Origin of the sequence: Halobacillus litoralis (genome assembly GCF_009856355.1) — a bacterium.
Classification (GTDB): domain Bacteria; phylum Bacillota; class Bacilli; order Bacillales; family Halobacillaceae; genus Halobacillus; species Halobacillus litoralis_B.
In genome coordinates, this window is sequence record NZ_WMEW01000002.1 from 151,239 (window position 1) to 169,703 (window position 18,465).

Here is an 18,465-nt window from a genome sequence, read left to right on the forward strand (position 1 = left end):
ATTCTGAACTTTCAGCTTGTAGAGAAACCTCGTGTTTTTCTACAAGCTTTTTTATGTCTATAGAACCTCCCCCTGGTTTTCCCCTTTTCAAAAACAGAAGCCTGGAATAAAAATCATTCCAGGCTTCTGTTACATATTTCAAGCTTTAAAGAGTTGGTGGATCGTTTCGGCTGCGATCTTCGGCAGCTTTTCAAAACTGTAGGTCAATTCCAGCCGCTCTGTCCACTGGTGTGGATCCCTCCCTAAAGGACCAACATTAATAATCGGCATTGTAATCGATTCCATGTCCTCGGCCGGCCATTCAAAACCATTTCCGTGAATCGGCATCTGCTTCGTCAAGTCCGTGAGGGACGATCGGGCGGATGTCGGGCCGATGAAACTCAAATCTGACAGTCCAGTAAAATACTCGACAACTTCAAGATCTTCCCCGTACTGTGAACGCGCATAATCCACAGCTGTCTCCGCTCCATGCTGGATCATCGGATCGTGATGGGAGGAAACGGCCGGGTAGAACGGTGGACTGTAAAAAAGAACAATCATCGGGCTGATATCCTTGCAGAGGGAGGCCAGACTCTGCACGAGGGTCGTTGAAAAATCACGGTCTCCCTGATCCCGCAGTTTAACAAGCCGGTTCTGACGTCGTTCCACTTCCATCTCCCCGTACCTCTCGACCGCTTCTTTGTAGAGCTGGTCATAGGTAAGGATGGTGATATCCGGATGAAACGCGGACGTCTGTGTGCCTTCTAAATAGTACGAAGCCTGGTGATGATAATGATTGATAATCTTAGCCTTTGCACGCTGGGCAGCCAGCAGCAGTTTTTCATTCAACTCCTTGATCGTCTGCTTCATATACAGGACATTGTACATAGCCACAGCTGCCTGTGGTGTCTGCACGGAATATTCAAATTTCAAGTCCCGCTGCATCAGGCTGATCGGCGGCGGTGTCCGCTCCTCCCCCACTTTTTCGATAAAAGCTTCGTTCAGCTCCATTTCCTGAGCCAGATAGCTGACCATTAAATTGGCGTTCAACCCGCCGAAGGGTTCTCCAGCGTGGGTTTCCTTCCCATAACATAAGAAACCGGGCAGTGCTTTTCCTATAGAGCCGGTGTATAAATAGTAGGCCGGATCCCCCGGGTACTTACTGAACATCGGCTCACCGTTCAAAGCGGTCTTATAAACGAGACCTTTTTGTTCTTTGATTTCCCTTAAAGCCGGCAGCGCAGCCAGCATCCCTTCTGAGTTCACTTCCTCGTCAGGAACAGCTACGAGCAGCAGATTCCCTTCGAATTCACCGCTCATCGCTTTTTCCAGAAGAGACAAATGAACGGTAAGACCGGCTTTCATATCCATTGTACCGCGCCCGAAAAGCCAGTCTCCGGATTCCAGGTCCTTCAATGCTTCCTTTGGCAGATCGCTGCTGTTTTTATGTAGTTCCTGCGTTAACTCCCGCGGATAAAACGCCAGATTCTGATACGAACCGTAATCCTCGACACCAACGACATCAACATGGGCGAGCAGAACGATCGTCTCCGCCGCCTCCCCGTTTTTCACAAGCGCGGTCAGGAGCTGACGGCCATCATCGAGGGGATGCCGTTGAAGATGATCAGGATGCTTTTTATAATAATCCCTGTCCTCCAAAATATAATATAAGTATTCAATGATGGCGATCTCTTCATCGCTGTTTGTAATACTCGGATACTCCACCAGCGAACAGAGCAGATCCGTCAATTGTTCTTTCGTCTGCCATACCTTCATCATTCCACACTCCTTGTTGACTTTTCACAGAATATCAAACACAATCAGACTCATAGAGCCCACTCGGAAGAGGTGATCCCCTTGGTAAAAACATTGGTTTATGCCCACAGAGGAGCAAGTAAACTGGCTCCGGAAAACACGATGCCCGCTTTTGAGCTGGCCCGCCAGGCTGGAGCAGACGGCATTGAAACAGACGTCCAGCTGACTAAAGATCAGGTTCCCGTACTGATTCATGATGAAAACCTGAGACGTACGACGAACGGAACCGGGTTCGTACAAGATTATACATATGCGGAACTCCGCCTCCTTGATGCTGGAAGCTGGTTCTCGCCGGAATTTTCTGACACATCCATTATATCATTAGATGAGTTCCTCCGCTGGTTCCGGGACCAGCCGATGTTTCTGAATGTGGAATTAAAAACGAATGTCATTGAATACAAGAACATTGAACGCATCGTTTACGACTCCTTAAAGCGGTATCACGTCCTGGAACGGACCGTTATATCAAGCTTCAATTCTGATTCGATTGAACGGATGAAAAAAATCAATCCGTCCATAGAGACCGCCTTTCTCACCTCTACCAAAATGCGTCGTCTTCCTCACTATGCGAAATCCCTGCAGGCAAACGCCCTGCATGTGAAACACCGCCTGTTGGATAAACGCCTCGTTAAACAGGCAGCTAAGGAAAAACTGGCCCTGCGTATATACACCGTCAACCGTCCGGCTCTCATGAAAAAATGCTATAAGCTTGGTGTCAACGGCATCTTCACCGATGTGCCGCACCTTGCTCTCGAATACAGAGACCTCTACCATGAACGGAGTGTCCGGTAATGCTGTTCTGGATCTATCTTTTAACAACGGTTGTATGGATGGTTTTCCTCATCGATTTTATGACAGGGATACGGAAAATCCCCTCTCTGTCTTCAGCCGGATTATCGGATTCGGAGGAGTATATTTCCGTTATTATCGCTGCGAAGGATGAGGAAACAACCATTACCCAGACGCTGGAGTCTCTCATTCACCAAACCAAATCCCCTGACGAAATTATCGTCGTCAACGACCGCTCCGGTGACAGGACGGGAGCCCTGATTAACGAGGCGGCTGCCTGCCATCCACAGATCGTCCCTGTTCACGTGACCGAACTTCCGGAGGGATGGCTCGGTAAAAACCATGCCCTGTACCTTGGATCTTCGAAAGCGGCCGGGGATTATCTTTTATTTACGGATGCGGATATCCATTTTCATGGGGATACCCTCCGTTATGCGATGAAATTGATGGAGAAGCACAAGCTCGACTATTTAACAGCGGCCCCTGACCTTCAAGCCCGTTCCTTGCTTTTAAAAGGTTTGATTTCCTTTTTTTTATTCGGTTTCAGCTATTTGAAGCGGCCGTGGACAGCCAATGACCCGTCTTCCAACAAAGGAATGGGCATTGGCGCCTTCCAGCTCATCCGCACGAAAGCTTATCAACACATGGGCGGCCACGAAAAGATGAAGATGAGAGCGGATGACGACCTGGCTCTCGGCCAGCGCATGAAAGAAGGACGTTTCTCTCAAATGTTCGTATCCGCTAAACAGCACCTCTCTGTTGAATGGTATCCCAACCTCTCCTCTGCCTTGAGGGGCTTTGAGAAAAACGCCTTTGCCGGGCTGAATTATTCGTTCCTGCTTTCCATTTCTGCTCTATTCGGTGTCTTCGTATCCCAGATCCTGCCTTTTTTTCTTTTGTTCCATTCCGATCCCTCCGTGCAGATCATTAGCTTCATCAATGTCCTTTTGTTATTTTGTTTATATATCTTATCGACCCGGGCTTTTACAACCTATCCGCTGTGGCTGGCCGCCGCCCTACCGGTTTCCGCCGCGCTGTTTCTATTCATGCTTGCGCGGGCCCTCATCCTGACCTGGCTGCGGGGAGGAATCGAGTGGCGGGGGAACCGGTATTCGCTGCGTGAACTAAAGCAGGATTTCCGGGACACCAAGGAGGATTCTGATTGAAACATAAATTATTCCAACCCTTTACAATAAGAAACGTCACGTTAAAAAACCGAATTGTCATGTCCCCGATGTGTATGTACTCCTCTCATGAACAGGATGGAAAAGTACAGCCATTCCACCTCGCCCATTACGAAAGCCGCGCCGCCGGCCAGGCCGGTTTAGTCATGACTGAGGCCGCTTCTGTTCTCCCGGAAGGAAGAATTTCCCACGAGGATCTTGGAATCTGGGAAGATGCCCACCTGGACGGACTGAAGAGAGTTAATGAAGGTATTCACCGCCACGGAGCTGCCTCCGCCATTCAGCTCGCTCATGCCGGCAGGAAAGCCAACCTGCAGGGAGAGATTTTTGCTCCGAGCGCAAAAGCATTCAACACTTCCATGAAAGAACCCGTGGAAATGTCCGGGAAAAAAATTAAAGAGACCATTGAAGCCTTCCGTCAAGCGGCTGTGCGGGCAGAAAAAGCCGGTTTCGATATCATCGAACTGCACGGCGCCCACGGCTATTTGATCAACCAATTTTTGTCGCCGCTGACCAACTTCCGCACCGATCAATACGGCGGCAGCCGCGAAAATCGATATCTCTTCCTTCATGAAGTCATTGAAGCTGTCAAAGAGGTCTGGTCCGGGCCGTTGTTTGTCCGTATATCCGGCGAAGAATATCATGAAGAAGGAAATACTATGGATGATTTGATTTATTTTTCAACCCTTATGAAAGCGCAGGGAGTCGATCTCATCGATGTCAGCTCCGGTGGAGTCGTTCCTGCATCCATTGAGTCTTATCCCGGCTATCAGGTGACGTTTGCAGAGCAGATTAAGCACGGAGCAGATGTGGCAGCCGGAGCTGTTGGATTGATTACGACCGGAACACAGGCGGAGGAAATTCTACAGAACGAACGGGCAGACTTGATTTTCATCGCCCGTGCCTTTTTAAGGAACCCTTACTGGCCGAAACAGGCGGCGGATGACCTCGGTTATTCGTTAGAAGGCCCAAGGCCGTATACAAGAGCATGGTAAAAGAAACCGTTCAGCTGCCGGATCAGGATCCGGCAGTTTTTTTTGCAGCTTATGAAGTGAGTTCTCCTTCTGCGGATGGTATGATGTAGAAAGTAGGAGTGTGTTGCTATGGAACTATTTTTTCTAGGGACAGGATCCGGAGTCCCATCAAAAGAGCGGAATGTCTCTTCGCTCGTTTTACGGATGCTTGAAGAACGTGGAACCACATGGGTCTTTGACTGCGGGGAAGGCACCCAGCAGCAGATCCTGAATACAACAATAAGGCCTCGAAGAATCGAAGCCATTTTCATTACCCATCTGCACGGCGACCATATATATGGACTGCCCGGCTTATTAAGCAGCCGGTCCTTCCAGGGCGGCGAGAGCCCTGTAACCGTTTACGGTCCCCGCGGCTTAAAAGAATACATCGACATCAGTCTCAGATTGAGCGGAACACACCTGCGCTATCCTCTGTATGTCGAAGAGGTTGAAGAAGGACTGTTATTTGAAGACAAGCAGTTCATCGTAGAAGCTGTCCGGCTGGAACATGGACTGGAAAGCTTCGGTTATCTTCTCAAGGAAAAAGACCAGCTTGGTGAACTGCTCCCTTCCAGACTGCAGGAACTGGGCATCCAGCCCGGTCCCCTTTACCAGCAGATTAAAAGCCGTCCGGAAACAGAACTGGAGGACGGGCGGATCATTCGAAGAGAAGATGTTACCGGTCCTCCCAAAAAAGGACGAAAAGTGGCTGTTCTTGGTGATACCCGCTGTCTCCCGGAGCTTGCAGACACCTTAAAGGGTTTTGATGTCCTCGTTCACGAAGCTACGTTTGCCAGTGATCAAGAGGAAATGGCCTATAATTATTTCCACTCCACCGTGAAACAGGCCGCTTCTCTCGCTAAAGAAGCCGGTGTAAAAGAGCTGATTCTCAATCACATATCATCCAGGTACCAGGGGAAAGCTGTGCAGCAGCTTCTGGCTGAAGCCCGGGACATCTTCCCCAACACGACCATTTCCAAAGATTTTTATCAGCACTATATTCCCAGAAACCATGGAGGAGGCTGAAAGATGCATACCGTTGTACAAGCACAAAAATCATGGTTCAAGGAAGGTCATACGAGAAGCTATGCTTTCCGTAAGGAGCAGCTCCAGAAGATGAAGCAGATGCTCACCACGTTTGAAAAACCAATTTTAAATGCATTAAAGTTTGATTTAAACAAATCAGAATATGAAGCCTATGCCTCAGAGATTGCTTTTCTGAAAAGTGAGATTGACCATCACCTCAAACAGTTGAAAAGCTGGATGCAGCCGACGAAGGTGAAGGCTCCTCTTACCCATACCGGCTCAAAAAATTACATTAAGAAGGAACCCTTCGGAACCGTCCTGGTCATTGCTCCGTGGAATTACCCGGTTCAGCTTGCCCTCGCCCCGGTTATCGGAGCCATCGCGGCCGGAAATACAGTAATCCTTAAGCCTTCCGAGCTGACACCGACCGTTTCCTGGGTGCTGAAAAAAATGGTGGAGCAGTATTTCCCCTCTTCTTATATCACCGTTGTGGAAGGAGATAAGGAAGTAACACAGGAGCTGTTGGATCAGCCGCTGGATTACATCTTTTTCACAGGAAGTGTCCCTGTAGGGAAAATCATTATGGAAAAAGCGAGTAAACGGCTGATCCCTGTCACCCTTGAGCTTGGCGGGAAGAGTCCGACCATCGTCCACAAAGATGCTTCTGTGGATCTGGCTGCCAAACGGATTGTGTGGGGGAAATTCACCAACGCAGGCCAAACCTGCATCGCTCCCGACTATGTGTACGTTCATCATGAAGTAAAGGCTGATTTGATCCGTTCGATGAAGAAGTACATTCAGGAGTTTTACGGAGAAAATCCTCTCAAAAACCCGGACTATACGAAAATCGTAAATGCCTCCCACTTTGAGAGACTTTCCCAATACCTTACATCTGGTACGACAGTGGCCGGAGGTGCTGTCGATGAACGACAGGAAAAGATCGCTCCCACCATCCTTGATCAGGTCACATGGTCGGATCCTGTAATGCAGGATGAGATTTTCGGCCCGATCCTCCCTGTTCTCACTTATGATCAACTGGATGAAGTGATTGAACAGGTGAATGATCGTCCAAAACCACTGGCCCTTTACTACTTCGGAGAAAATGAGATCGAACAGCAGCAGGTGCTCAACCGCATTTCATTCGGTGGCGGATGTATCAATGACACTCTATTTCATATCATCAACCCACACCTGCCCTTTGGAGGCGTCGGTGAGAGCGGCATGGGACATTACCATGGACAGGCGAGCTTTGACACCTTTACGCATCAAAAGAGCATTACGAAACAGACGACTAAATTTGACCAGAGCTTCCGATACCCCGGCTCATCCCTCGGGCTGGCCATTATGAAGCGGATCTTCGGTTAAGAGATAAACACGCAGGATATCCCGAGGCCACTGAAAAATGAGGATTTATGAAAGGTAACGTTTAAAAAAGCGGACGGCATGGAATATATGATCCATGCCGTCCGCTTTTTTCTATTTTCAGCAGTCTTTCCCCTTCCATTCCTTCATTCGTTTCACATTCGCTGTAAAAATCACAATGACGCCTTGAAGGCCATGCCTTCGAGACCCGAAAATGAGGCAGGCTCCTATCCGTGTCTTATGTATTCTTTTCTTTATAGAAAAAAAGAGTGGTTTTCTTTGATTGATCAAAGTAAACCACTCTTTTTTGATGGGACAGCGTTGAGGAGCCGAAGATCCACTCCGTCCAATAATCTTCTAGACCAAGTCAGCTGAGGCCGTGCCCACGGCAGGCATCATTCGTGAGAGTCAACAACCACCCAAACCACTTCTCTTGATTGGAAGAAGTTTCACAGCGGCCTCGATATCCCTGCGTGTTTTTTCTTCTTTTTAATCCTGTTGTTTTTTCAGAGCTTCCTGCAGAGACACTTGTTTCAACTTCCGTTTTGATAGGGCCAGGGACAGGGCATAGGTCAGCATAATGACGATGAACCCTGTTCCTGCCATCCACCAGGATACATCAGTAGGAAGAATGAACCCGGTCTGCTCCACGAGAGAGTTCATCAACTGCCCAAGGGTTAAGCCTGCGAGTGGTATGGAAATGAAATAAGAAAGAATGACCACAGGCGTATAAACACTGAGGACAAGCTTTGATACTTCATGGTTATGATACCCCATGACCTTAAACAAGGAAATGGAAGGAGAATTCTCTTCGACAATCAAATGAGTCAGAAGCGTGAGGACAATTACACTAATCACAACAGCGAATACAGCCATTCCGATAACGGCTGATCGTGTAGCCCCGGATGTTGCTTCAAAGCTGTCGATCACTTTCTGTTTATCTTCGATTTGGTAGACGCTCTCCCCTCGTTCGGGCTTTTCTGTCTGCCAGACGGCGCTGTAGGATTCGTTAGGATAGCCGAGAAATTCATTAAAGTCCTCGCGGGGCAGGTAAATTTGACTGCCGATGTACACGTCAGCCACACCTGCTACCTGGACAGTCATTTCCTTATCATTCAAGGAGTTGGTCAACGTAATATCCTCCCCTTCCGCAGCATCGAGCACCGCCGCAGCCGGAGTACTCAAGACAACGCCTTCTTCCAATTCAGGGTTGAGTTTCTCTCCTTCAGCAAGAAGGTTGAGATAAGGCGTGTCCGTTTCAATCCCATATCCGGTTAGTTTCGTATCGTTTCCTTTTACCTTTACTTCACTCCTTGTAAAAGGATCAGACCCTTCCTCAGGGTTTTCCGTATTTAAGGATTGGTAATAAACCGCATAGTCATAGGTCATGATGTCCTCATACGTTGTTTCAACAAGCTTATCCATACTGTTGAAGGTAATGAAGCCAAACATCAGTAGAACGGTTGAAAACATGACACCAAGGAATATATAGAGACTTCTTGCTTTGTTTCTTATCAGGAGACGCAGCCGGAACCTATGAATGAATGTCCCTCTGTTCAGCAGCGGCAGGCGTTCCAGCCAGGATTTTTTACCCACCGTCACCTCTTTCGGACGCAGAAGGGTCAGAGGCTCGACCTTCAAGGCCCGGTGAATCCCCCACGCTGACACAGAGAGCATAAGAACAAGTGGGAGAATGAACGCAATCACGAGCACCATCGGATTAAAATCAAACATGGATAAAGCCGGCAGGTTAAAATAGTTTGCGTAAAGATCGGATAGGGGAACCGATAACCCGGCCCCCGCTGCAAGCCCAAGAACCGTCCCACTAAGCCCTATCACCCAGGCATAGCCAAGATAGTGCCGAAGCAGCTCGTTCCTGCGGAATCCCAGCGCCAGTAACGTCCCGATTTCCTTTCGCTGCATATCAATTCTGCGCCTCATCAAAAGCAGAACCATTGCTGTAGCAAGAGCCAGGATGAAAAGCGGGAGTGTATTGTTCATGCTTTTGGCGCCTTCAATTTCTGTATCGACGAACTGAATCCTCGGGTTGTCACCGGCTTCTACAAATTGGAGGATGGTCGTCTCCGTACGGACAGCCTCCATGAAACCTTCCGGAACCTCTCCATCCCTGGACCACCCTGTGATTTCAATTTGAGACTGGTCAGCCCATTGATCCATCGTACGATCGGAAGCTGTCGCGATTCCGAACTTCTCCGCATCGCTGATCAGATCCGTCATTTGTTCAAGCATGTAGATATAATCAGGAAGATAGACAAATCCTGTCACTTCCACCGGCTCTCCGCTGATCTCCAGCGTATCCCCGATATGGAGGTCATTTTTTTCAGCAAACACAGAAGAGACAGCGATTTCCCCATCGTCTTCAGGATTTGATCCTTCTGCTATATAGGGGCGGTTAATCTCCTCCGTCTGTGAAAAGACCCTGAGCACGGATCCATCGAGATCAGCGTCATAATAGGACCTGGTTTCCAGCGTAATATCAAACGTTTCCTCCCACTCTTCAAGCTTTGAGGCGTCTATACGCTCAGATGGGACGAAATGCAGGGTCTCCTGCTTATAGTCTTCGGTAAACCGGGCATTCCGCTCTTCCAGCGTCGTCACGGCCATCGACAGGGAAACATATAAAGTGACGGCCAGCAGAAGAAGAAGAATGACTCCTGCATATTGAAATTTATTCTCTTTCAATGTCCGGATCATCGATTTTTTTAAGATCATGACCACGTCACCTGCTCAGGGTCCACCAGTGTCTCGTTTTCATACGTCTCTACGATTTCCCCGCTGCTCATCCGGATCACCTGATGGGCCATTTCTCCAATCCCCTGGTTATGAGTGATGATCAAAATAGTCGTTCCGTACGTATCATTCACATACTTCAAGAGTTTCAAGATATTTTTGCCCGTCTCTTCATCCAATGCTCCTGTCGGCTCATCACATAAAAGGATGTCCGGATTTTTAATTAACGCACGGGCTACGGCCACCCGCTGCTGCTCCCCACCACTCAATTGAAAAGGAAATTTATCTTTTTTATCGAACATGCCTACTTTCCCCAGTATATCCTCCATAGGAAAAGGATCACTGCTCAGCTCCCGCCCGACCTCTACGTTTTCCTCCACAGTCAGCGTAGGAATAAGGTTATACTGCTGAAAAATAAACCCGATCTTATTTCTCCGGTACTCCGTAAGCTGTCTGTCCTTCAAGAGATCAAGCGCCTGACCGTCGACTTCAATCCGTCCTTCATCATAGCGGTCGATGCCGCCGATCACATTCAACAGCGTGGACTTACCTGATCCGGATGGTCCAAGGATGGTGACAATCTTGTTGTCCGGTACAGTCAGACCCGCCTCACGCAGCGCTTTAACGGTCACCTCTCCGCTTTGATACGTTTTCGTTACTTTTTCTGCGAAGATCGCCATATCATCATCCCCATTAGAAAGTTTTGTAATGATTTAAGTTTAATATTTCATTTTCAGTTTACAACACCCCTAAAAAAAGTCAACTACTTTTGAAATATTTATATGTTTATATTTCATTTTTTATCACATCCGTCTGCTTTTGTTATTGGAGCACCTGTACTCAGAAGTTAACATCAAGGATACAAGAAAAAGCCGGACAGAGCGTCAAAGGCTCTGTCCGGCTTTCATTAGAATGAGGGAAGGTTGTCCAGGTTGTTGGATTGTATGCCATCCGGCTCACTGCGCAGATGGTCTTCCCCATCCTTGCCACGAATCAGGTTCACGTTTTCCAGTTCACCGCTGCGCGCCATTTCGTGTGCCTGTTTATAATCAACCACACGTCCTGATGCCAGCTGCATCTCAACAATGCTTCCCTGCCCGTTCTTTTTTACAGCGACTATTCGTTCCGGCATAGTTCTCAACCTCCTCACTTATAGAATCCCCCCGGAACTTGAACTTATGAACAACAAAGGATGGAAAAAGCAGCCGTTTCCGGCTGCTTTTCATTACATATCGTGAGACGTTTTCTGTTTTTGACGGGAATGACGGGCCTGCTTGGCTTTGTGAGAGCCCTGTGCCTTTTCGCCATATGCCTGGTCCGGACCAAGAGGAATGTCCGGCCTTGTTTGTTGTTTGGGTCCCATGCGGCGTCCACCCATTAGAAACCGCCTCCTTATCTGCGTTTTCGAGCAGGCTCCGGCCCCTCCATCGTCGTCGCCCCCGGATAACTGAGGCTCTGATCACGGTCGGACTGAACCTTTCCGGACTTCTTCAATTTCTTTTCTTGTCGATCTCTACCCATTTTTCCTGCCTCCCTTCCTGTTTAGTATGAAACAAAAAGGAGGAGTCATGCCTGGGAATCACTTTTTATAATCGTCGAGAAAGTCTTTTTGAAAGCTGGTGGATACCTTGGTTTGATCAGGAATCTCCAAGGTGTGAAAAGGATTTTTTCCGTATTTTTCTGTCAGCGTATCAATGGTTTTATAAAGCTTTTCCTTGCTGGCATACTGCTGATAATTGAACAAGTCCAGCTGCTGGGTGACTTCGGATTTTTCTGCAAGGTCCCCGGCAGTTACACCAAGAAGGCGGACAGGATCCTGGTTCCAGTGCTGGTCAAAAAGCTGGATGCTGTGCTGGAACAATTCATCCGGTTTGCTGACAAACTCGTGGAGCTGCCGGCTTCTTGTCACCGTTTTTCTGTCATGATACCGGATCGTCAGCTGCACGTTCCGCGCAAGGACCTTTTTACCGCTCATCCGGGCGGCAACCTTATTGGAAAGACGGCGGAGGACGGTTTGTATTTCATCCTCATCCGTCGTGTCATGAGGAAGGGTCGTCGAAGTACCGATGCTTTTGAATTCGTGAACAGCTTCAGGATCGACAGGTCTGTCATCCATTCCGTTGGCCCTGTTCTGCAGACGCTCTCCATTGATACCAAGGAGCCCTTTCAATTCTGTGACGGAATGGGAAGCCAGCCCTCCGATCGTTTCAATTCCAATCTTTCTTAACTTCTCCGCGGTTTTAGTCCCTACTCCGTGCATCTCTTCAATCGGAAGGGGCCAAAGTGTCCGGTCGAGGTCTCTTTTTCTTAAAATGGTAATCCCCATTGGTTTTTTCATATCCGAAGCCATCTTTGCCAGAAATTTATTCGGAGCTATCCCAATACTGCACGGAAGATCAAGCTCCTCGGAAATTCGATGCTGAATGCGTTCAGCAAGCTCAGGAGGCGTGCCTTGATCCGCACAATCCGTTATATCCATGTATCCCTCATCAATGGATACAGGCTGGACAAGGGAAGTTACGTCGGCAAGGATTTTGAACATCTCTTTAGAAGCCGTACGGTAGCGTTCGAAATTCGGCCGCATAACAATTAAATCCGGACAAAGCCGCCGGGCTTCGCCGAGCGGCATCGTAGTTTTCACTCCGTATTTCCTTGCTTCATAGCTGCTCGTGACGATAATCCCGCGGCGTTCTTCCGGATTGCCTGCAATAGCAAGAGGCTTCCCTTTTAAGCTGGGATCAAAAGCAGCTTCCACTGAGGCATAAAAGCTGTTCATATCCACGTGAAAAATGACCCGTCCTTTTTTTGGATACCACTTTGAAGCCATACTACTTTCCTCCAATAGAACGTTTGTTCTTCCATTATAGCATAAAATACGTAATGAATAGAGCAGACTGTTTATACATAAAAAGCTGCAAAGACAAGGATTTCTCAATGGGAAATAAAACAACCCCTGTACAGCATTCACCGTACGGGGGTTGAACGAAAGCAGAATCTTTTTCCTCTGCCTCTATGCTGTTATTATAACGCTGCTTCTTCGGCAATCGCTGCAATAAACTCAGCGATCTTCTCAAGCTCAGCAACAGGAATACGCTCGTTGGTCGTATGAATCTCCTCATAACCGACACTCAAGTTAACCGTCGGGACTCCATGTCCGGCAATTACGTTGGCATCACTGCCTCCACCGCTGCGGAGCAGTTCACTTTCCCGTCCGATCCGCTTGGCTGCTGAACGAGCGACTTCGACCACCTCGTCACCGGCCTCCTGTTTATAGCCCGGATACATCACCTGAATATCCAGGTCCACTTCTCCACCCATTTCTTCCGCTGTTTCATAAAAGGCCTTTTTCATTTTCTCGACCTGCTCTTCCATTTTCGCAGGGTCAAGAGAACGGGCCTCTGCCAGAACTTCCACATGATCACAAACGATATTGGTTTTCTGTCCGCCTTCGAAGCGGCCGATATTCGCTGTGGTTTCCTCGTCAATGCGGCCCAGCGGCATTTTAGCGATCGCCCGTGACGCAAGCGTGATGGCGGAGACCCCTTTTTCAGGAGCTACACCGGCATGAGCCGTGCGGCCTTTGACTACCGCATTGATTTTCGCCTGGGTAGGAGCAGCTACCACAATGTTTCCCACCTGTCCGTCACTATCGATGGCATAGCCGTATTTCGCTTTCAAAAGAGAACTGTCGAGAGCTTTCGCACCTACAAGGCCGCTCTCCTCGCCAACCGTAATGACGAATTGGATATCGCCGTGCTCTACATTGTTCTCTTTTAGTGAGCGGATCCCCTCAAGAATCGCTGCAATTCCGGCTTTATCATCCGCACCAAGAATCGTCGTACCATCTGTAACAACATACCCGTCTTCAATAGAAGGGTTGACGCCGTTACCAGGCACAACGGTATCCATATGGGACGTGAAATAAATGGTATCGGCTCCTTCTTTCGATCCTTTTAGATTGCAGATCAAATTGTTGGCTCCGTGGCCTGTAACAGAAGCAGCCTCATCTTCCAATACTTCAAGTCCAAGGTCGCTAAACTTCTGCTTCAATACTTTAGAAATTTCCGCCTCCTGAGTTGTTTCTGAGTCAATTTGTACGAGTTCTAAAAACTCGTCCAGCAAGCGTTGTTTGTTGATTTCTGCCATGGATGTTTCCTCCTTCATATGTAACCACATTCCTCTTTGTACGTTAGCGGAACGAAAGAATCATGTCAATTAAAGAGGAATATTTCCATGCTTTTTATAAGGGCGTTGTTCCTGCTTGTTCTGCAGCATATCTAAAGCCTTCACAAGTGTGCTCCGTGTTTCCCGCGGGTCGATAACATCATCAATCATCCCGAGGCCTGCAGCGACATACGGGTTTGCAAAGCGTTCGCGGTATTCATTGATCTTGTTCTGCCTCGTTTCTTCAGGCTGTGAGCTTTCCTTGATTTCCTTGGCAAAAATGATATTGGCTGCCCCTTCAGGACCCATGACTGCAATTTCAGCATTCGGCCAGGCATAAACAAGATCTGCTCCTATGGATTTACTGTTCAACGCTACATAGGCTCCTCCATACGCTTTTCTTGTAATGACTGTAAGTTTGGGGACGGTGGCCTCCGAATAAGCATAAAGGATTTTCGCTCCGTGTCGTATGATTCCCCCGTGTTCCTGCTTAATACCCGGAAAAAATCCGGTAACATCCTCAAACGTAATAATTGGAATATTAAAGGAATCGCACGTGCGGATAAATCTTGCGGCTTTGTCACTGGAATCGATATCCAGTCCTCCGGCCATATACTTCGGCTGATTACAGACGAGCCCGACCGCCCGGCCATCCATACGGGCAAAACCAACGACAATGTTTTTAGCAAAGTCTTTTTGAATTTCAAAGAAAGACAACTCGTCCACCACTTCGTCGATAATGACGCGGACATCATAGGGGCGGATAGGATCGAAAGGAATCTTATCCGTCAGGTCAGGACGAAAATGCTCCGAAGGTCCTTCCTGGACCCTTGGTGTTTTCTCTTCATTATTCTGAGGAAGATAGCTGATGAGTCTTCGAACAGCATCGAGGGCTTCCGCTTCGTCCTTCGTTTTCATATGGGCATTTCCGCTGAGGGTATTATGAACACCGGCGCCTCCAAGATCCTCTGCGGATATCTGCTCCCCTGTTACAGTTTCAATCACTTTTGGACCCGTAATGAACATCTGTGACGTCTTTTCCACCATGATGACGAAGTCGGTAATCGCCGGTGAATAAACGGCTCCCCCCGCACACGGCCCCATAATGACCGAAATCTGGGGGATGACTCCTGAATAAATCGAGTTGCGGTAAAACACCTGCCCGTACCCATCCAGAGACGAAACCCCTTCCTGAATCCTCGCTCCTCCAGAGTCATTCAATCCTATGAAAGGTGTTCCATTTTTAGCAGCCAGATCCATGACGGCGGCGATTTTCTTTGCATGCATCTCTCCCAGAGCTCCGCCGTAAACCGTGAAGTCCTGGGCAAACAGATACACACTTCTTCCTTCAATTTTTCCGTATCCTGTGACCACCCCTTCTCCGGGAGCACTCTTCCCATCCATCCCAAAGGCATCATGGCGGTGTTCAATAAAAGGGTTCAATTCAATGAAACTATCCTCATCAAGGAGATGATCAATCCGTTCCCGTGCCGTCCATTTCCCTTTTTCATGCTGTTTATCGATTCGTTCATCCCCGCCGCCGAGTTCCACTTCTCTGCGTTTGTCATAGAGTTCATTGATTTTATCAAAAATATCCATACCTACTCCTCCTTCCCGGACTGCCACAGTTCATAAAGGACACCACCGGAGGCTTTTGGATGCATAAAAGCAATTTGTGCTTGATGCGCACCGGTTTTAGGTTCCTCATGAATCATTCGGATGCCCTGTTCCCTGTATTGCTGCAGACGTTTATGCAGGTCATCGACTTCCAGGGCGATATGATGGATGCCGCTGCCTCTCTTTTCCAAAAAGGAAGCGATCGCGGAGGTTTCATTCAGTGGTTCCAAAAGCTCCAGCTTCGTTTCACCAATTCTTAAAAAAGCAGCGCGCACATGCTCGGATTCCACGTCCTCTACAGCTTCAATCTCCATACCGAGCGTGTGCTGGTAAAAGGGAAGCGCTGCATCAATACTTTCCACAGCGATTCCGATGTGGGCGATTTTTTTTGGAGCGCTGATGGTTTCCTCATGAATCAGCTGTTTAATATAGACAGCAATCGCATCCGTCGGCGAGCCGCTCGTAAAAATCTTGTGCACCCCTTTTTCTTCCAGATAAGGAATATCCTCAGCCGGAATCACCCCGCCTCCAATGACCGGGATGTCATCGGCACCCTCCTTCTTCAATGCTTCCACTACTTTTGGAAACAAGGACTTATGTGCTCCGGATAACGAGGATAAACCAACTACATCCACATCCTCCTGCACCGCGGCCCTTGCGATCTGGACTGCTGACTGCCTGAGGCCTGTATAAATGACTTCCATACCGTGGTCACGGAGAGCCTGGGCGATGATTAAAGCGCCGCGGTCATGGCCATCCAACCCCGGCTTAGCTATTAGTACTCGAATTGGCTTCATACTGACTCATCCCTTTCTACATCGCTGTATATTCACCGAACTCATCACGCAGGATGTTGGCGATTTCCCCGACCGTGGCGTAAGCCTGGACGGCCTTGACGATAGGAGGCATCACATTGTCCTGTCCCGCTGCCGCTTCGCGAAGCTCCTGCAGGCAGCGATCCACTTCTTCCTGATTCCGCTCCTCTCTCACCTGCTGTGTTTTTTCAATCTGTCCCCGTTCGAGAGCTTCATCCACTTTCAAAAGGTCCGCGTGAATTTCTTCGTCAAGCTGGTATTCGTTCATGCCAACGACGATATCCTCCTTGGATTCAATACGTTTCTGTGCCTCATAGGCAGCCTGGTGGATCTCCCGCTGCATGTATCCCTCTTCTACAGCCTGGACGGCTCCTCCGAATTCACTGATGCGATCCAGGTATGCCCCGGCTTCTTTTTCAATCTGATCGGTTAACGATTCGACATAGTAGGATCCGGCCAGCGGGTCGATCGTGTCAGCGACGCCGCTCTCATTGGCGATGATCTGCTGTGTCCGCAGAGCGATCCTCGCAGAATCTTCTGTCGGAAGCGCCAACGCCTCATCCCGGGAGTTCGTATGAAGGCTCTGTGTCCCTCCTAAAACGGCGGCCAGCGCCTGCATCGTTACCCGGACGATGTTGTTATCCGGCTGCTGAGCTGTAAGTGTGCTTCCACCTGTCTGCGTATGGAATCGCATTTTCCAGCTTTTTGGATCCTCCGCTTTGTAATGCTCTTTCATGATTTTTGCCCACATCCGCCGGGCTGCCCTGAATTTCGCTGCTTCTTCAAAGAACTGGTTATGAGCATTAAAGAAAAAGGCCAGGCGGGGAGCGAACTGATCCACTTTCAATCCTGCCTCAATCGCTGCATCAACATAGGCCATCCCATTGGCAATCGTAAAAGCGACTTCCTGCACAGCTGTCGATCCAGCTTCACGAATATGGTAGCCGGATATGCTGATGGTGTTGAATTTAGGCAGGTGCTCCTGACAGTAGGCAAATATATCCGTAATCAGGCGCATGGATGGTTTCGGAGGATAGATATACGTTCCCCGTGCAATGTACTCCTTCAAAATATCGTTTTGAATAGTGCCGGTCAGCTTTTCCTTTGCCACTCCCTGGTTTTCTCCAACGGCGATATACATCGCAAGGAGGATGCTCGCCGGGGCGTTTATGGTCATGGATGTACTCACTTGATCCAGTGGAATTTCACGGAACAGCTGCTCCATATCTTTCAGGGAGTCAATCGCTACTCCGACTTTACCGACTTCCCCTTCAGCCATAGGGTCGTCTGAGTCGTAGCCGATCTGTGTCGGCAGATCAAAGGCGACGGATAATCCGGTCTGCCCCTGCTTAAGCAGATAGCGGAAGCGCTCATTCGTCTCTTCTGCTGAACCAAAACCTGCATACTGGCGCATCGTCCAGTAACGGGACCGGTACATGGTCGGCTGGATGCCCCGTGTATATGGATACTGTCCTGGAAAACCGATTTGGTTTATGTAATCTTCGCTTAACGGCTCCGGTGTATAGAGACGGTCCACAGGAATATCCGAGCTCGTATGAAAAGACCGGCTGCGCTCAGGAAAACGCTTCATGGTTTTTTCTACATTCTTCTCCCATTCCTGCTTGGAATGTTGTCCATTGGATGACAGGGTCATTGGAAATGCCTCCTCTTTCATCTATTCTCTTCTAGCATACCAGAAATAAAGCGCTTACCTATCTAAAAATTAACATAATTCACGACAAAATGTGAATCCAAACGTGCCCTTGTCCATTTTCTTTTTTTTCGGTAAAATATTGAACAGGAACGACTGAGAAGGAGGTTACCAACCTTGGCTGAAACGAAAAGACGCTCAAAGCGGGAACGCCGCATGAAAATTGTTATTTATATTATGATTCTCTCAATGGTTCTCTCTACTGTACTGGCGGGAGCGAGCTTCTTCCTATAAAAAGA

At 48.5% G+C, this 18,465-nt stretch carries 17 protein-coding genes; 6 read left to right on the forward strand and 11 right to left on the reverse strand.

All coding sequences use genetic code 11. The features are described 5' to 3' along the window. Positions 1–138: 138 nt before the first annotated feature. A complete protein-coding gene (locus GLV97_RS04555; protein WP_160889280.1) occupies positions 139–1,755 on the reverse strand; it encodes a M20/M25/M40 family metallo-hydrolase in 1,617 nt (538 codons plus the stop codon). Between the two features lie 81 nt (positions 1,756–1,836). Here GLV97_RS04555 and GLV97_RS04560 point away from each other — a divergent pair, with 81 nt between their 5' ends. The 5 genes from GLV97_RS04560 (at position 1,837) to GLV97_RS04580 (ending at position 7,171) form a co-directional block, all read left to right on the forward strand. After that, positions 1,837–2,586 carry a glycerophosphodiester phosphodiesterase gene (locus GLV97_RS04560; protein ID WP_160836049.1) on the forward strand — a complete coding sequence of 250 codons (750 nt, stop codon included), beginning with the start codon at positions 1,837–1,839 and terminating at the stop codon, positions 2,584–2,586. Next, on the forward strand, positions 2,586–3,749 hold the full coding sequence (locus GLV97_RS04565; protein WP_160836050.1) for a glycosyltransferase: 1,164 nt from the start codon (positions 2,586–2,588) through the stop codon (positions 3,747–3,749). The genes GLV97_RS04560 and GLV97_RS04565 overlap by 1 nt, the downstream gene beginning before the upstream one ends. Beyond that, positions 3,746–4,762, forward strand: coding sequence for an NADPH dehydrogenase NamA (gene namA, locus GLV97_RS04570; protein ID WP_160889145.1), 1,017 nt, complete (start codon positions 3,746–3,748; stop codon positions 4,760–4,762). Before GLV97_RS04565 ends, namA begins: the two co-directional genes overlap by 4 nt. A gap of 108 nt (positions 4,763–4,870) precedes the next feature. Then, the gene (rnz, locus tag GLV97_RS04575; protein WP_160836052.1) at positions 4,871–5,806 is read left to right on the forward strand and encodes a ribonuclease Z; all 936 of its coding nucleotides are present in this window, start codon (positions 4,871–4,873) and stop codon (positions 5,804–5,806) included. A 3-nt stretch (positions 5,807–5,809) separates the two neighbouring features. Next, complete coding sequence (locus tag GLV97_RS04580) at positions 5,810–7,171, forward strand: aldehyde dehydrogenase (protein ID WP_160836053.1); 1,362 nt, start codon at positions 5,810–5,812, stop codon at positions 7,169–7,171. 486 nt (positions 7,172–7,657) lie between these two features. Here GLV97_RS04580 and GLV97_RS04585 read toward each other — a convergent pair whose 3' ends face one another. From GLV97_RS04585 to GLV97_RS04630, 10 genes are all read right to left on the reverse strand, one after another. Then, complete coding sequence (locus GLV97_RS04585) at positions 7,658–9,901, reverse strand: ABC transporter permease (RefSeq protein ID WP_160836054.1); 2,244 nt, start codon at positions 9,899–9,901, stop codon at positions 7,658–7,660. Beyond that, a complete protein-coding gene (locus GLV97_RS04590) occupies positions 9,898–10,599 on the reverse strand; it encodes an ABC transporter ATP-binding protein (RefSeq protein ID WP_160836055.1) in 702 nt (233 codons plus the stop codon). Before GLV97_RS04590 ends, GLV97_RS04585 begins: the two co-directional genes overlap by 4 nt. Before the next feature lie 227 nt (positions 10,600–10,826). Continuing rightward, a complete protein-coding gene (locus GLV97_RS04595) occupies positions 10,827–11,051 on the reverse strand; it encodes a DUF3892 domain-containing protein (protein ID WP_202410579.1) in 225 nt (74 codons plus the stop codon). A 93-nt stretch (positions 11,052–11,144) separates the two neighbouring features. After that, on the reverse strand, positions 11,145–11,297 hold the full coding sequence (locus tag GLV97_RS04600) for a small acid-soluble spore protein P (protein ID WP_027955473.1): 153 nt from the start codon (positions 11,295–11,297) through the stop codon (positions 11,145–11,147). A 14-nt stretch (positions 11,298–11,311) separates the two neighbouring features. Then, on the reverse strand, positions 11,312–11,440 hold the full coding sequence (locus GLV97_RS04605; protein ID WP_160836057.1) for a YpzI family protein: 129 nt from the start codon (positions 11,438–11,440) through the stop codon (positions 11,312–11,314). Between the two features lie 58 nt (positions 11,441–11,498). Continuing rightward, positions 11,499–12,746: a DNA polymerase IV gene (locus GLV97_RS04610; protein WP_160836058.1), complete on the reverse strand. Its 1,248-nt coding sequence runs from the start codon at positions 12,744–12,746 to the stop codon at positions 11,499–11,501. Positions 12,747–12,940: 194 nt separating this feature from the next. Then, positions 12,941–14,065: a M20/M25/M40 family metallo-hydrolase gene (locus GLV97_RS04615; RefSeq protein WP_160836059.1), complete on the reverse strand. Its 1,125-nt coding sequence runs from the start codon at positions 14,063–14,065 to the stop codon at positions 12,941–12,943. A gap of 69 nt (positions 14,066–14,134) precedes the next feature. Continuing rightward, positions 14,135–15,682 (reverse strand): acyl-CoA carboxylase subunit beta, encoded by a 1,548-nt coding sequence (locus GLV97_RS04620; RefSeq protein WP_160889146.1) that lies wholly within the window; start codon positions 15,680–15,682, stop codon positions 14,135–14,137. A 2-nt stretch (positions 15,683–15,684) separates the two neighbouring features. Continuing rightward, positions 15,685–16,497 carry a methylmalonyl-CoA epimerase gene (mce, locus tag GLV97_RS04625; RefSeq protein WP_160836061.1) on the reverse strand — a complete coding sequence of 271 codons (813 nt, stop codon included), beginning with the start codon at positions 16,495–16,497 and terminating at the stop codon, positions 15,685–15,687. A gap of 16 nt (positions 16,498–16,513) precedes the next feature. Next, positions 16,514–18,169 (reverse strand): acyl-CoA mutase large subunit family protein, encoded by a 1,656-nt coding sequence (locus GLV97_RS04630; protein ID WP_160889147.1) that lies wholly within the window; start codon positions 18,167–18,169, stop codon positions 16,514–16,516. 174 nt (positions 18,170–18,343) lie between these two features. On the opposite strand from GLV97_RS04630, the gene prli42 reads away from it, so the two are divergent. Then, on the forward strand, positions 18,344–18,460 hold the full coding sequence (gene prli42 / locus GLV97_RS04635) for a stressosome-associated protein Prli42 (protein WP_224872079.1): 117 nt from the start codon (positions 18,344–18,346) through the stop codon (positions 18,458–18,460). Positions 18,461–18,465: the final 5 nt, after the last annotated feature.